Origin of the sequence: Flavobacterium sp. YJ01 (genome assembly GCF_029320955.1) — a bacterium.
Taxonomy (GTDB): domain Bacteria; phylum Bacteroidota; class Bacteroidia; order Flavobacteriales; family Flavobacteriaceae; genus Flavobacterium.
The window spans coordinates 4,019,926-4,036,385 of the sequence record NZ_CP119757.1; the positions used below are offsets into that span (position 1 = coordinate 4,019,926).

Annotated in this window: 11 protein-coding genes; 7 read left to right on the forward strand and 4 right to left on the reverse strand. The window is 33.4% G+C overall.

Features of this window, described 5'->3' with window-relative positions; genetic code table 11:
• Nucleotides 1-2: 2 nt before the first annotated feature.
• Genes P0R33_RS17725 through P0R33_RS17735 form a run of 3 tightly spaced genes read right to left on the reverse strand, consistent with a single transcriptional unit; the run spans nucleotide 3 to nucleotide 3,788 of the window.
• A complete protein-coding gene (locus P0R33_RS17725; RefSeq protein WP_276172494.1) occupies nucleotides 3-1,193 on the reverse strand; it encodes a glycosidase in 1,191 nt (396 codons plus the stop codon).
• 27 nt (nucleotides 1,194-1,220) lie between these two features.
• Nucleotides 1,221-2,612 (reverse strand): MFS transporter, encoded by a 1,392-nt coding sequence (locus P0R33_RS17730; RefSeq protein WP_276172495.1) that lies wholly within the window; start codon nucleotides 2,610-2,612, stop codon nucleotides 1,221-1,223.
• 39 nt (nucleotides 2,613-2,651) lie between these two features.
• Nucleotides 2,652-3,788, reverse strand: coding sequence for a glycosyl hydrolase (locus tag P0R33_RS17735; protein WP_276172496.1), 1,137 nt, complete (start codon nucleotides 3,786-3,788; stop codon nucleotides 2,652-2,654).
• A 293-nt stretch (nucleotides 3,789-4,081) separates the two neighbouring features.
• On the opposite strand from P0R33_RS17735, the gene P0R33_RS17740 reads away from it, so the two are divergent.
• The 7 genes from P0R33_RS17740 to P0R33_RS17770 all read left to right on the forward strand — a co-directional run bounded on the left by P0R33_RS17740 (nucleotide 4,082) and on the right by P0R33_RS17770 (nucleotide 15,153).
• Nucleotides 4,082-4,960, forward strand: coding sequence for an AraC family transcriptional regulator (locus P0R33_RS17740; RefSeq protein WP_276172497.1), 879 nt, complete (start codon nucleotides 4,082-4,084; stop codon nucleotides 4,958-4,960).
• Nucleotides 4,961-5,279: 319 nt separating this feature from the next.
• Nucleotides 5,280-8,477: a TonB-dependent receptor gene (locus P0R33_RS17745; protein WP_276172498.1), complete on the forward strand. Its 3,198-nt coding sequence runs from the start codon at nucleotides 5,280-5,282 to the stop codon at nucleotides 8,475-8,477.
• A 12-nt stretch (nucleotides 8,478-8,489) separates the two neighbouring features.
• A complete protein-coding gene (locus P0R33_RS17750; protein ID WP_276172499.1) occupies nucleotides 8,490-10,088 on the forward strand; it encodes a RagB/SusD family nutrient uptake outer membrane protein in 1,599 nt (532 codons plus the stop codon).
• A 17-nt stretch (nucleotides 10,089-10,105) separates the two neighbouring features.
• Nucleotides 10,106-11,164 carry a hypothetical protein gene (locus P0R33_RS17755; RefSeq protein WP_276172500.1) on the forward strand — a complete coding sequence of 353 codons (1,059 nt, stop codon included), beginning with the start codon at nucleotides 10,106-10,108 and terminating at the stop codon, nucleotides 11,162-11,164.
• Nucleotides 11,165-11,248: 84 nt separating this feature from the next.
• Entirely contained in the window at nucleotides 11,249-12,481 is a 1,233-nt protein-coding gene (locus P0R33_RS17760; protein ID WP_276172501.1) for a glycoside hydrolase family 27 protein, read from the forward strand.
• 12 nt (nucleotides 12,482-12,493) lie between these two features.
• Nucleotides 12,494-13,456, forward strand: coding sequence for a glycoside hydrolase family 5 protein (locus P0R33_RS17765; RefSeq protein ID WP_276172502.1), 963 nt, complete (start codon nucleotides 12,494-12,496; stop codon nucleotides 13,454-13,456).
• 605 nt (nucleotides 13,457-14,061) lie between these two features.
• Entirely contained in the window at nucleotides 14,062-15,153 is a 1,092-nt protein-coding gene (locus P0R33_RS17770) for an outer membrane beta-barrel protein (RefSeq protein ID WP_276172503.1), read from the forward strand.
• A gap of 392 nt (nucleotides 15,154-15,545) precedes the next feature.
• On the opposite strand, the gene P0R33_RS17775 is transcribed toward P0R33_RS17770, so the two are convergent.
• The gene (locus P0R33_RS17775; RefSeq protein WP_276172504.1) at nucleotides 15,546-16,448 is read right to left on the reverse strand and encodes an N-acetylmuramoyl-L-alanine amidase; all 903 of its coding nucleotides are present in this window, start codon (nucleotides 16,446-16,448) and stop codon (nucleotides 15,546-15,548) included.
• Between the last annotated feature and the right edge of the window lie 12 nt (nucleotides 16,449-16,460).

Below are 16,460 nucleotides of genomic sequence, written 5' to 3' on the forward strand. Positions count from 1 at the left end.
TTTTAAATTGCGTTATTTTTTTCGATTTGATTTATAATTGTCTGTACAGAACCTGCAGAGGTAAATGTATCTGACGGAGCATTTGTTACATAATCAACCAATTTTTCTACAGATGAAACAGCAACGTGCATTCTTGTATCTGAAGAAGCGTAATAAACGTAAACAGTTCCATCTTCGTCTTCAATCCATCCGTTTGAGAATAAAACATTCGAAACGTCACCAACTCTTTCGATTCCTTCTGGTCCCATAAAATGTCCAGCCGGAACGTGCGTTACTTTTGCAATATCATTCAAATCGGTCATGAATAGATATAATGTATAACGTAATCCAGCTGCGGTATTACGAACTCCGTGAGCCATGTGCAACCAACCTTTTGAAGTTTTAATTGGCGCTGGACCAAGACCATTTTTTAATTCGTAAATTGTATGATATTGTTTTCCAAAAATGATTTTTTCCTCTTTTACAACAGGATTTGTCATATCATCAACATAACCTAAACCAATTCCGCCGCCAGATCCGACATCGATAAAACCATCTTGTGGACGCGTATATAAAGCATATTTTCCGTTTACAAATTCTGGATGTAAAACTACATTTCGTTGTTGTCCTGTATTCGAAATCAAATCTGGAAGCCTTTCCCAGTTTACTAAATCTTTAGAACGTACAATTCCTGCATTGGCTACAGCCGAACTTGTATCGCCTTTTGGTGCTTTAGGATCTTTTCTTTCTGTGCAAAAAATACCATAAACAAATCCGTCTTCGTGATTTACAAGACGCATGTCATAAACGTTTGTGTCTGGTTCTTCAGTTTGTGGAATCACGCAAGGTTTGTCCCAAAATTTGAAATTATCAATTCCGTTTGGACTTTCCGCTATAGCGAAAAAAGATTTTCTGTCAATTCCTTCCACGCGAACAGCCAAAAGATATTTTCCGTTCCATTTCATTGCTCCAGCGTTGAAAGCAGCATTGATTCCGATTCTTTCCTGCAAAAACGGATTTGTATTTTCATTAAAATCGAAACGCCAATTTAACGGAACATGCGCTGCTGTTACAACAGGATTTTTGTAACGTTCGTAAATACCGTTTCCGATAATTTCTTGCGGTTCGTTTTTTTGTTCGATTAGTGTTTTATGTTGTTTTTCTAATGCCGATTTTCTTTCTTGAAAAGTAGCTGAAGAGGTTATTGTTGTCATATGATTTGATTTCTTTGTCTGTATTTTTTAATGATTTTGATTTCTCTTTTCGTTTAAATCCTGTTCTATAATCTGTAATTTTTCTTCTGATAAAGGGTAAAATAAAATAAATGCAACCGAAATTGCCGCAGCAATTGCAGGAAGAATACTTAACATTAATTGAATTCCGTTTTGTGCAGTTGCAGTTTGCTCAACATTGGCTTGAAAACCATAATAGCCTAAAAGCCATCCCGCTCCAGCGCCTCCGATTGTCCATCCAAATTTTTGTGACATAGAAGAAGCTGAGAAAACTAATCCTGTTGCTCTTCTGCCTTGTTTCCATTCTGAGTAATCGGCACTGTCTGCATACATCGACCAGATTAAAGGGAAAATGCAACCCGCACAAATGCTAATTAAAACTTGGAAAGTCATGATTAAAACAACATCTTCTTTTCCAAATAAATAGAAAACTAAACTTAGGATTGCTGCCAGTGCCATAGCACCAAGAAAAGTTTTCTTTTTACCAATTTTATTTGCAATTGGTGTTGCGGCAATTACTCCAATAATATTTGCGGCTTGTCCTAAAACTAAATAAATAGAAGTTGGTGTCATATGAAAATCGGTTCCGAAAAGTGAAAAGTCGAAATTTACCGAACTGCTTACATAATATTTAAAATAATAAACTGCGGCACCGTCACGAATAGAATTGAAAACTAAAGCGCCAATTCCTGCGCCGAGTAAAATCCACCAAGGTCTATTTTTTAGAAGATCTTTTAAATCTTCTTTTAAGTTATTTTGTTCATCTTCAATTGGTTTGATTCTTTCTTTTGTGAATGCGAAACAAGCCCAGAAAAAGACAGTTGTGATTAATCCGAAAACAGAAATTGTAGCCAGCCAGCCTGTTTTAGAATTGAGATTTCCACCGAAATAATTTACCAAAGGTTCAATTAACCAAAGTGCTAAAAGACTTCCGCCAAAAGCAAAAACCATACGGTAAGACGAAAGTGTATTTCGTTCTTTTCTATCAGAAGACATTACGCCTAGAAGTGATGCGTACGGAACATTGATTAAAGAATAAATCATCATCATTAGAGAATAAGTCACGTACGCGTAAATGATTTTTCCTTTTTCGTCAAAATCTGGTGTGTAGAAAGTTAAAACTCCAATCACGGCAAAAGGTATGGCAACCCAAAGTAAATAAGGTCTGAATTTTCCCCATTTGCTTTTGGTTCTGTCTGCTAGAATTCCAACAATTGGATCAAAACAAGAATCCCAGATTCTGGTAATTAAAAACATAGTTCCCACTACGGCTGGCGCCAATCCGAAAACATCGGTATAGAAAAATAGCAGATACATGCTGAAAATTTTCCAAAACATTGAGGAAGCAGCATCTCCAAGACCGTAACCCACTTTTTCTTTTAAACTAATTTTATCGTGCATTAGAATTTTTTTAATGATTGAGATTTAAACTTAAGGCAATTATTTTAACTTTTTTGTAATGTCTTTTTCAAAGATTGTTTGGTCGAGATTATAAAAATCTTTAAAATCTTTTTCGCTTACTTGTCCGCTAAAGGGCGCGTAATAATGCATTTTTTGTTCTTTTTCCTGCCAGCCATGATTTCTCCATATAAGCACATAAGAAATTTTGTAATCTCCAATTGCTTTTAACAAAGTTCCTGTCCACCATTTCGGATCTGGAACAGCTTCATAACCAGCTTCAGCCAAAGCAATTAATTTATGTTTTTTTGAATTGATTTCATTCAATATTTTAAACTGATTCTGAACTTCACGAATAAACTTTTCGCCATTCGGATCATTATTGTTTTGATAACTGTCAAAGCTTAGTACATCGGCATAATTATCTCCAGGATAATTGGTTAAGAAATCTGCTTCGTTTGCAAAACCGCCAGTATTATATACATAAATTAAGTTGTGAACATCTTTTTTATGGAGATAATCAACCGTAAATTTCCAAGCGGTTTTAAATTCCTCTGGCGTGCAATTTCCTTTTCCCCACCAAAACCATCCGCCAGTAAGTTCATGAAAAGGTCTGAAAAGAATCGGAATGTTTTTTCCGTTTTTATCTTTTAAAGAAAGAAAAAAAACGGAGGCTTTATCCAGCCAAGAAGTGAATTTTTTATGATTTTCTCCGCCGGGCAGAATGGTTTTTAGAGAATTCGGAACATTATTCCAAGCATCTTTTCCTGTTGCAGGATTGTCAAAATGCCAGCTAATAGTTGAAATTCCGCCTTTTGAATTTGCTTCAATAATATATTGTTTCATTTTTTCGAATGGAACTCCGTCTATATTATTAATATTATCATTTTCTAAGCCAGCAATGTCCCATCCGTAAACCGCAGGATAATCTCCGGCTGTTTCTTTTACATCGCTTCTTCCTGCTTCATATTTCCATTTAACTCCATAAGCTAAATCATCTTGATGACCGAAAAGAAAGCCTTTTTGAGATAATATGTTTAGTTTTTGATAAAGTGCTTTCGTTTCTGTTGTTGCTTTTTTGTCTGAAAGTGACAAATTAGTATTACTTGAATTTGTTTGAGATAAACAAGAAGTACTTAAAAATGCTGTTGTCAGGAGGGTTATAAAATGGTTTTTCATTAGAAAATAGTTTTGTTGATTTCTGCTAGAAGCTAAATATACAGTTGATTATAGTTTAAAAAGTTTATTCAAAAAATAATTAGCGTTAGCTTGTTAAAATTATTAAAACTATAAAAAGTTATTTAATTAAAAATGATTAATGTTTATTATTAATGGTCTTTTTAAAGAAATGATAATTTGATTTTTCAAAGATAAACGGATGAATATCGTGTAATTAATATTATTTTATCAATTATATATCATATTATTGCAGTCAAAAAAAGAATATTGATTTCCTGAAAATAGTTTTTAAGATGGGTACTACAAAGAATTTTTATAGAGAAATTGCGCCGCTTGCACCAAGTGATAGCTTTTTAGTTTTTGATCGTGTAAAAGATAGTTTCGATTTTCCCGTTCATTATCATCCAGAATTTGAGATCAATTTTATCTTAAATGGAAAAGGTGTTAAGCGAGTTGTTGGAGATAATATTGAAGAAATCGACAATGTTGAGTTAGTTTTGATTGGCCCGAATTTATATCACGGTTGGGAACTTAATAAATGTACGAGCAAGAAAATTCACGAAATAACAATCCAGTTTCATAATGATTTGTTTCATGAATCTTTATTGTCGAGACGAATCATGAATCCGATTCGAGATATGTTTAATAGATCTATTCATGGAATTCTTTTTTCGAAAAAAACAGCAGAAGAATTAACGCCAAGGCTTGTCAGGCTCTCGAAATTGGATGGTATGGATTATTTTTTGGAAATTACTTCTTTATTATATGATTTGGCAAATTCTAGAAATCAGCGTTTGCTTTCTACTTATACAGTTGACTACGATACTTTCGATGACTATGATAAAATGAAATTAGTTTACGAATATGTACAAAAACATTTTGCTGAAAAAATCACTTTAGAAGATGTGGCAAATGTGGCAAGTATGTCGATTATTTCTTTTAACCGATTTATAAAAAAACGTACCGGAAAAACTTTTGTCAACTATATAAATGATATTCGAATTGGTTATGCGGCGCGCTGGTTGGTTGAGAAAGATATGAGTGTTTCTGAAGTAGCTTTTAAATCAGGTTTTAATAATATTGCCAATTTTAATCGCAGTTTCAAGGCGACTAAAAATTGTACTCCTAGTCAATATAGAGAAGATTTCTCTGGATTGAAACGTATTCTTTAATTGATACTTTTTTGTCATCAATAAATATTATTTTTAACGAAAACGTTTGATTTTTGACTTTTCGTTAGTTTTTATTCATGTTTTAGGTTGTTTTTGAGGATTGTCATTGCGAATAATTCAAAATTTATATGATTTTATTTTCATATATGTTTTTTAAATCGCTTACAGCAAAAATATTATCATTAAATGATATAATATTATCGATTTGATAATTCCCAGTGTTATAGATTTGTTAAATAATTTGAAAGATAAAATATATCCAGGCTCATTTTATCTTTTGGATTGGCAATAAACACTTTAAACTAACCAAACATTTATTATGAAAAAACTAATGACTAACTTTATTCATTGGAAAGCTAACCACAGAGCAGTTCCTTTGATATTATTTTTGTTGCTGACAAGTAATTTTATTACAGCTCAGGTAAAGGTTTCAGGGACTGTTTCTGATGAAAAGGGATTATCTATTCCGGGTGCAAACATTTCTATTGCAGGTTCTAAAACAACAGTTTCTACTGACTTTGATGGTAAATATTCTATTGATGTTCCGCCAAATGCCACTTTAGTATTTTCTTTCATCGGATTCACAACGCAAAAGGTTGCCGTAGAAGGTAAAAAAACGATTAACGTAATTTTAAAATCCAATGCAGAAGACTTAAAAGATGTCGTTGTAATTGGATACGGAACACAAAAGCGTAAAGATGTAAATAGTGCTATTTCTAGTATTGCTTCAAAAGATATTGAAAATCTTAAAGTGGCATCTTTCGATCAGATGATGCAAGGTAAAGCGGCTGGGGTAGTCGTAAATAGTAACTCTGGAGCACCTGGAAGTAACGTTTCGGTAAGAATTCGTGGAGTTTCTTCTTTAACAGGTACAAATGAGCCTTTGTACGTTATTGATGGTGTGCCAATTTCTGGAGATGCGAGAAATTCTTCTACTTCTGGAAGAAATGCGGCTGGAGATTCTAACTTTTCAAATGCAGGAAATATCACTTTAAGTCCATTATCATTAATAAACCCTAATGATATTGAGTCTATCGATATTTTAAAAGATGCTTCTGCAACAGCAATTTACGGTTCTAGAGGAGCAAATGGAGTTGTTATTGTAACAACAAAATCGGGTAGAAAAGGAACAGGAAAATTGACTTACGAAAACTCTTATTCGATTAGTAATCTGCCTAAAAAATTGCATTCGATGAATTTACAGCAATATGCTATTCATCAAAATGCCTTAGCAGATGTTTATGATCCAACTGCAAAACGTCCTGAATTTGCTCATCCGGAAATTTTAGGTGCAGGAACAGATTGGCAAGATGCGATTTATGAGACTGGAATTATGAAATCGAATCAATTGTCTTTCTCTGGAGGTAAAGACGGAATCAATTATTATATTTCTGGAGGAGTTTTAAATCAGGAAGGTATTGTAATCGAATCTGGATTTAAAAGATATAATTTCAGATCTAACATAGATGCTAGAGTTAACAAATTCATTAGAGTTGGTGTAAACGTGAGTGGAGCCATTACAGATGAAAAATTAACATTAAACGGACAATTTAATGGAGTAGTTGCAACTTCTTTATTAGCAACTCCAGATGTTGCCGTTAGAGAATTGTCGGGTGCCTTTGCAGGTCCGCCAGCTGGAGGACAAACTTCTTTTGTAAATCCTGTTGCGACTTCTTTATTGGGATCAAATACATTAGTTAGAAAGAATTATTCTGGAAATTTCTACACACAAATTGACATTGTAAAAGGTTTAGAATATCGATTTGAAGCGGGTGGATATATCTATGACAACTTAGGACAACGTTTTGATCCGATGTATTCTTTAGGAAATGCGGTAAAAAGTTATGCTAACTTATATTACAATCCGTCAACTGGAAATTCTTGGAACTTAAAAAACATGCTTACTTATAAGAATACAATTGGTAAACATAATTTTACAGTTTTGGCAGTTCAAGAATCTAATAGAGCGCACTGGGAAGGATACTCTATAACTGGTTACGGTTATAAGGATAATAACGATAAATCGCTTTCAGCTTCAGATTTGTCTAAAGCGGTTACAAGCGGTGTTTATTCTGGAACGCAAACTTTGGCTTCTTATTTAGGAAGGGTGGTTTACGATTATGGAGACTTATACGGATTAACAGCTTCTGTTAGAACAGACGGATCTTCTAAATTCTTTGTCGGAAATAAATGGGGTGTTTTTAGCTCTGTAAGTGGTTCTTGGAAACTTTCTAACGAAAAATTTATGGAAGGCACAAGAAAATACGTTGACGGTATAAAGATTAGAGTTGGATGGGGGCAAACAGGAAATAATCAAATCGGAAATAATTTGTACGATTCTAATTTACACTTAGTAAACAGTACAATGGGAACTTCTTATCTTCCTGCAAATACGCCAAACAAAGATTTGAAATGGGAAACACAAGATCAAACCAACATCGGTTTAGATTTTAATATGTTCAGTTCTAAACTTACCGCTACGGTAGATGTTTATAAAAAAGTCAATAAAAACTTTTTGTACCAAGTGCCGCTTCCGAATTATCTTTCTGGTGGTGGAGATTATGAAGGTGGTGTAAATCCGCCGTATTTTAATCTTGGAAGTATGGAGAATAAAGGTATCGAGATTACTTTAGGATATACTGAAAAATTCTCGGATAATTTCTCTTGGAATGTTAGCGGAAACTTTACTAGATATGTAAACGAAGTAACAAACATGGCAGGTTTGAATATTGTGAAAACAATGAATACGCTTGCTTACAATACAGTAACAGTTTCGAGAACAAAAGAAGGTCTTCCTATTGGTTCATTTATTGGCTATGAAGCTTTGGGAATTTACAGAACTGATGATGATTTGACAAAATACGGTCACACAGATGGAGCCGGTAATAGAGTGGTTCTAAAAGATGGAACAAATTCTTTACAGCCAGCATTCCAAAAAGGAGATGTGATTTATAAAGATCAAAATAATGATGGTGTTATTGATTTGAATGACTTAGTGCCAATCGGAAATCCAAACCCAAAATTTACTTACGGATTTACTAATAATTTCAAATACAAAAATGTCGATTTATCTATTTTTCTTCAAGGAACAGCAGGGAATAAATTAATGAACCTAACGCGTTTGTCTGGTACGATGAACAGTTATATGGGAACAAATTATTTAACTGAAGCTGCCGATTTTTATTCTGCTTCAAATTTAGATGCATCGCTTCCTAGACCTTCAACTTATGATCATATTAATAATGCAATATCAACTCGCAACATTGAAAACGGATCATATTTAAGAATTCAAAACGTGACTTTAGGATATTCACTTCCTTCAGAAATGATCTCTAAACTAAGTCTAACAAGATTGAGAATTTATGCTTCTGGACAAAACTTATATACGTTCACGAAATATAAAGGATACGATCCTGAAGTTGGTTCTTTTAACCAAGATGCATTGCTTTCTGGTGTCGATAATGGACGTTATCCAGTGCCAAGACAAATTACTTTTGGTTTTAATGTTGAATTTTAATACGAATTAAAGATGAAAAATATAATACAAAGAAGTAGCGCAGTTTTTATGACATTATTAATGTTAATGTCTTCTTCTTGTTCTCAAGATTTTCTTGATGTTCCTGCCGAAGGAGCGCCAACTGTAGGTAATTATTACGATTCGGACACGAAGTTAGATAATGCTGCCAACGGATTATACGGTATTGTTTGGTTTAATATGAACAAATCGGCTTTTTACGGTATTACAGATGTAATCTCTGGAAATATGTATGCCAGCCAATACAATGATTTTGGAAAGTTTACCGATTTGAGTTTTACCAATTCACAAGCTTTCATTTCTGATGCATGGAGATCATGTTTTGGAGCCATCGCAAATTCTAACGCTTATATTAGCAATCTTCCGCAAAGTGTTGGGCCAAATGTTAGTAAAGAAGCGTTGAATAATGCTTTAGGTGAAGCGCATTTCATTAGAGCTTTTTCTTATTTTTTCTTGGTAAGATTATGGGGAAATGTGCCAATTATCGAGAACAATGCAGATTATTCTAAGAATTTCGTTATTCCAAGTAATCCTGTCGAAGACGTTTACAAATTCATAGAAAATGACTTGAAATATGCAATCGCAAATTTGAGACAAAAAAACAGAGGATCTGATTATGCTGCCAACGCACACGTTTCTAGCGGATCTGCAAAAGCATTCTTGGCTAAAGTTTATTTGTATCAAAAGAAATACGATTTAGCAAAAGCAATGGCTCAAGAAGTAATTAATAGCGGAGAATTTAAATTACTTGGAGGCGAGGCTTTGCCAACAAAATCATTTGCAGACTTATGGCTTCAAAAAAACAATAATAACGAAGAATCTATTTTTTCTTGGCAATGGACAGGCGCTGGAACTTATTTTGAAGGGAACTTCTCTAATACTTTATTTGCTCCAGAAAACAGATTGGTAGAAACTACTTATTCTGGTCAGATTGCACCTTCTCAAGATTTAATTAAGAATGTTTTTGAGAACGGAGATAGAAGAAGAATCGAAACTTTTATGCTTCCAGGAGATTATTATCCAAACTTAACTTATGCGCAAACTTTGGCAGTTGATTCGCCAAAACTTTTAGGATATACTTTTGAATTAGCAAATGAAGCTCAAAATTCGGGAGCTGGTTTGAAAAAATATGTAATCGGAAAAGAAAACTTGCCAATAACAGGACCCTTTAATGCGCCTTTTAACGGAGAAAGCAGTATGAATAGCTATATGATGCGTTATGCAGAATTATTATTAATTCATGCCGAAGCTACTTTAGGTTCGCAATCAGGAAGCACTACAGATGCAAATGCTTTAAAATCATACAATGCCGTTCGTAAAAGAGCAGGTTTATCTGAGAAAGCATCAATTTCGTTTAATGATATTTTTAAAGAAAGACGTGCAGAATTGGCTTGTGAAGGAGATTATTATTTTGATTTAGGACGTCTTCCGTTTGCTCAAGCTAAAGCAATTTTAGAAGCTCAGAATAGAGGAGATAAAGAAAATGAGAAACACATCACGATATCTGCAACAAATTTATTGCTGCCTTATCCAGCTGATGATTTAATTAAAAATCCAAAATTAAAAGAAGTAGCACCGTATACTTTTAAATAATTTTTAAAAATATAAATATGAAAAATATAAAAATTGTTTCGTTAGCAGCGTGCATAGCACTGATGCTTTCTTTAATGTTTTTTACTTCATGCTCTAATGATGATAGCGCATCTTCTTCTTCGGGAGGCGCGCCAGTTATCGAAAGTGTGATGCGTTCGGGTTACGATGAAAACGGAAATATGTTTCCGTCGACTCCTGTAACAATTGGAGATCCTAAAAACTATTATATCATTCATGGAAAAGGTTTTTTAACTACCGAGAAGATTTACTTTAATGATTATGATACCTATTTTAGACCAACATTTGTTACGGATACAGATATAGTTGTTTTAATTGACGAAAATACGCCGTACGCAAATGCATCAAATGAGTTAAAAATCGTTACTAAAAATGGTACGGTTACAATGCCTTTTACGGTTGCTCCTCCAGTTCCAACTTTTTCAGGATTTAATTATATCAATTGTGCAGCAGGCGATGAGGTAATTATTAAAGGTAAATATTTCTTGAATCCTGTTGTTACACTAGCAAAAACCGCTACGCTTCCAGAAGTTCCGGTTACAATTGTTTCTTCAACTTTAGAACAAATCGTAGTGAAAATTCCAGCAAATGCTGACTATAGAAATCTTGCAGTAACTAATATTTCTGGTACTGCGGTTTCAAAAGAAGCAATCGGAACTGCTTTATACGATGATAAATTATACGGAATGCAATGGGGCGGACCTTGGGCAGGAAAAGGAGTTAATTTTGATTTTGATGGAGATTCTTATCAAGGAGAAAAATCTTGGCAATGGACTTTTGGCGCTTGGGATGGCGGTAACTGGGGTTTCAATGTTGATTTATCTAAATATAAAGCCTTCAGAATTGCAGTAAAAGGAGCTAAAAATGGTCAGGTAAATTTCAGTATGAATGGAGGAGCAAACTACGTAATTCCAGTAACAACTACTTGGGTCTACATAGAAATTCCATTTGATAAATTAGGAAATCCTACAACTTTAAGTATGATTACTTTCCAAGAATCTAACAATGACGGCGGAAATGTTGTGCTGTTTGATGATCTTGGATTTGTATTAAAATAAGATTCTGTTTTGAGTTAGTTTGTGAGATGTTCCCTAGTTGAAAAATTAGGGAACATCTTTTTATAATAATTTAAGTTTTATAAAATGAAAAAAATCGCTTTGTTGCTTGCTTTGGGTTTGTCCAGTTTAGGTTTCAGTCAAGGAAATACGCATAAACAGCAAGCTGGAAAATTTGAAGGCCTTGCTATGACACCGCCAATGGGATGGAATTCGTGGAATACTTTTGCAACTAATATCGATGAAAAACTGGTAAAAGAAACTGCAGATATAATGGTTTCTTCTGGTTTGGCAGCTGCGGGTTACAATTATATAGTATTAGACGATGGCTGGATGACACACGAACGCGATGTAAATGGTGATTTGGTTCCAGATCCTGAAAAATTTCCTAGCGGAATGAAAGCAGTGATTGATTATGTTCATAGTAAAGGTTTGAAATTCGGTTTGTACAATTGCGCTGGAACAAAAACTTGCGCTGGTTATCCTGGTACACGAGGTTATGAATATCAAGATGCGAGATTTTATGCAAAATTGGGAATCGATTTTCTAAAATACGATTGGTGTAATACAGAAGGAATTACAGCAAAAGAAGCTTACGCAACAATGAGTAATGCGCTAAAAACTGCAGGAAGACCAATTGTTTTTAGCCTTTGCGAATGGGGCGATAATCAACCTTGGGAATGGGGAAAGCCTATTGGGAATCTTTGGAGAATTTCGGGCGATATTTATCCTTGTTTTGATTGCGAATACAAACATCCAGAAAATTGGTCTTCTTGGGGATTTATGAAAATTGCTGACATGAGAAAAGATATCCGTAAATATTCAGGTCCAGATCATTGGAATGATTTTGATATGATGGAAGTTGGAAACGAAATGAACAATACCGAAGATAAAACCCATTTTGCAATGTGGTGTATGCTTTCTTCGCCTTTGTTTACAGGAAATGATTATCGAAAAATGTCTAAAGAAACATTAGCAATTTTAACCAATAAAGAATTGCTCTTAGTAAATCAAGATAAGCTTGGAATTCAAGGTTTTAAATATGCTGTTTTAGATGGAATAGAAGTTTGGGTAAAACCACTTTCTGACGGAGCTTGGGCAATAAGTTTTGTAAATAGAACTGAAACTTCGAAAAAAATTAATTTTGATTGGAAGAAAAACAATATTAAAGATGCTGATTTTGGATATGAAGCCGATTTTTCTAAAACAAATTTCAAAATAAAAGATCTTTGGAAAAATAAAGAAGTAGGAAATACTAAAAAGGCTTTCATTGCCCAAATTGCGTCGCATGATGTTATAACATTAAAATTAATTCCTTAAAAAATTGTCACTATGAAATCAAAAATTTGGATTGTCGCTTTTTCTTTTTTGCTGATTGCTAATATTTCCAAAGCGCAATTCGTAAAAAAGCATGGACAATTAAGTGTTCAAGGAACGCAGTTGGTAGATAAAAATAGCAATCCTATTGTTCTTCGCGGATTAAGTTTTGGTTGGCATAGTTTGTGGCCAAGATTTTATAATGAAAAAGCAGTAAGCTGGTTAAAAAAGGATTTTAATTGCAATGTAGTTCGAGCTGCAATGGGAATAGAACTTGGAGATCATTCCTATATAAAAGATCCAGAATTTTCTAAACAAAAAATAGAAGCGGTTGTAAACGGTGCCATTAAATCTGATATCTATGTAATTATAGATTGGCACAGTCATAATGTTAATTTGAAAGAAGCTAAAAAGTTTTTTGATGAAATGTCAAGAAAATATGCCAAGTATCCTAATATTATATATGAAGTTTTTAATGAACCAGATTATGAAACTTGGCAGGAGGTAAAGGCTTATTCGGAAGAAATAATTAGAGTTATTAGACAAAACGATCCTAAAAATATTATTTTGGTTGGCTGTCCGCATTGGGATCAGGATATTGATCGTCCTGCCGAAGATCCGATAATGGGTTATACTAATATAATGTATACGATGCACTTTTATGCGGCAACTCACGGGAAATATTTGAGAGATAGAACAGACGAAGCCATAAAAAGCGGTTTACCTGTTTTTATTTCAGAATCGGCTGGGATGGAAGCTTCTGGTGATGGTCCTTTAGATTATAAAGCTTGGCAGGATTATATAGATTGGATGGAATCTAAAAAACTCAGCTGGATTACTTGGTCAATTTCAGATAAAGATGAAACATGTTCAATTTTGAAGAAATCTGCCAATTCCGAAGGAAAATGGAAAGAGGAAGATTTAAAAGACTCTGGAATTAAAGTTCGAGAATATTTGAGAAAGTATAATAAGGAATAAAAGTTAGTTTAATTTTTTTTAAAGCCTGTTCAATTATTGAGCAGGCTTTTTTTGTTATATCAATTGTGTTTCCTTTAGAGAAAAAGCACTTTAAAAATAAGTCATAAAAGTAAGTTTTGTGAAGTTGTTTTTGTAAGAATTATAATTGATGAATATTTTTTGTTTTTCCTTGATTAGATTATTATGTGTTTTCTGGGTTTTGTTTTAATTTTTTAATTAGCCCCTATTTTTTTAGGGGGTGTTTCTTGTTTGCTCTCTTTTTTTACTTGTTTTAGGTTTATTTTTGTAGTAAAATTTACTTTTAACCCTGTTGTTTTTGAAAAAACTCTTAAAATTTTGTTATTGAATTTTCAAAAACAATTATCGATAAATATGAAATAATGATTATTGGAAGATTAATTTTTGTAATCCGTAATTCTTCGCTCAAAACACCAAAAAAGTAGTTTTGAATTATTCTGATGATACAAAAGTTAATAAATTCGCTAATGAAAATGATGATGATTTGAGGCGAATGAAAGTTTTTAGAAATGACTTATACTATTACATAGATATATAAAAGATTAACTAACCAGAATCAATTTAATAACTAAAAACCAATTTAAAACATGAAAAAAGCATTTTACATTTTAACCGCCATGTTAACAAGTTCTTTTGCCTTTGCCCAAGAAGATGAAGCTGCCGCTCCACCTGCAACCACTTGGGGAGGTTCTGCTGATGCGTATTATAAATATGATTTTTCAAAACAAATGAATGGATTAACGAGCTTTACCAACTCTCAGAATTCATTTGAATTAGGAATGGCATCTATTGAAGCAGGTCATACTTTCGGAAAAGCATCTGTATTTGTAGATTTAGGTTTCGGAAAAAGAGCAGCAGAGTTTTCATATAATGAAACACCGGATAAAGATGCAAGTGCAAAATTTTTAATTAAACAGTTATATTTTACATATAATGTAACAGACGAATTTAAATTTGTAGCCGGTAGTTTCGGAACGCATATCGGGTATGAAGTGTTAGATGCAGTAGATAACAAAAACTACAGTATGTCTTACGCTTTCTCTTACGGACCATTTTTTAATACTGGTTTGAAAGCACAATATACTTCTGGTAAATTTACTGCGATGTTAGGACTAACAAATCCAACAGATTTTAAATCTGCAATGGATGCTGGATCTTATCAAAAAACATTTATCGGACAAGTGGGATATATTGGAGAAACAGGAAGTGCTTACTTGAATTTTACAACAGGAAGTACTAACCCGATTCCAGGAAGTACAATTCCAGTTTCTGATGAAAACAAAACACAGTTTGACTTAACAGCATCTAAAACAATCAGCGATAGTTTTGCACTTGGTTTAAATGCAACTTATGCTAAAACTAAAAATGATTTTGACAGTGCTTTAGATGGAGAATGGTTTTCTATCGTAGGATATGCAAACTACTCTTTCAGCCCATCATTGCTTTTGGCTTACAGAATGGAGTACTTTGATGCAAAAGATGCTGCTCCAAGTCTTGGAACTTTAGCTGGATCAAGTGTTTTTGCAAATACTGTTTCTTTGAATTTTAAAGTTGGAAAACTAACAATCATTCCTGAGTTAAGATACGACGCTGCATCTGAAGATATTTTCGTGGATAAAGATGTAATGCCAACAGGAGGAAACTTCTACGGATTAATTGCTACAACATACTCTTTCTAGAGATAAAGATTGATATTTTTTTTTTTTTTTTGGAGCTGTCGAAACATACTAATGTTTTGGCAGCTTTTTTATTTGTAATTGTTAGTTGTTAGTTGTTAGTTGTTAGTTGTTAGTTGTTAGTTGTTGGGACTTTATAGACTATGAAAGCCTAGATCTATTATGTGTATATTTCTAAGAGCTAATTTGGATGTTGTTTTTTGTTATTTATGGTTTAAATTTCCATCTGTAGAGGCTCACCGCAGTGCGTCTCCTTTGAATAAGAGTAAACAAGACGTTTTATAATAAATATGTTTTTAATATATAGAAAAACGGATTAGAATTAAGAATTGATATAAAAAAACGCATTTCTAGTTTAGTAGAAATGCGTTTTTATATTTTGAATTAACTCTTATTTATTGAACCTGTTTTTTGTAAATCGAATAAATGGTGTCAATTGTTTTTCTGTCTAAAACTGATGTTGCATCAGTTTGAATATAATGTAATTTGAAAGCTTGAATTGCTGCGGTTAAATTTTTGGTGTTGTAACCGATAATTCTAAGTGCTGGTTCAATCTTAAAATCGAATGGCGCTGGTTCTAAAACTTCGTCTGGCCAAATTCCGAATCCTTTTTCTGCAAGTGTTTTCCAAGGAAACAAGGCGCTTGGATCTTGTTTTCTACCCGGAGCAATATCTGCATGACCTAAAAAGTTTTGAGTCGGAATGTTATAATCCTTTTTTAATTTAGTTAACAAAGCAACTAAACTGCTAATTTGTGCTTCTGTAAAAGGTTTAAAACCATTATTGTCCAATTCAATTCCGATAGAACAAGAATTTAAATCGGTTGTTTTTCCCCAAGTAGAATTGCCTGCATGCCACGCTCTCAGATAATCATTAAGCATTTGCACCACTTTTCCATTTTCAGAAATCACATAATGTGCGCTTACTTGTGTTTTTGTTTTTGTAAAAGTATTAATTGTCTGCTGAAGAGAATCTTGAGCAGTATGATGAATGATAACAAAACTTGGTTTTCTTAAGTTGAAATTTACAGTTCCGATCCATTCGGTATTAATTCCGTTTTGCAAATAAGTCGAATTTGTTTTAGATAAAGTATCTTTTACAATTCTCAACTGTTGTGCATAAGAAGTATCAATCACAACTGTAGTGGCCGGGATTGGTTTTGCTTCTTTATTTGTAATTTGATTCTCTAAGGTCTTTAATTGCTGGTCATATGCTTTTTCCGTGTTTTTGTACGGATTTGTAGAGCAAGAGCTGATAATGGCAGCCAAAAGCAGATAACAAAAAAGCTTTTTTGTCATAATACGTTGTTT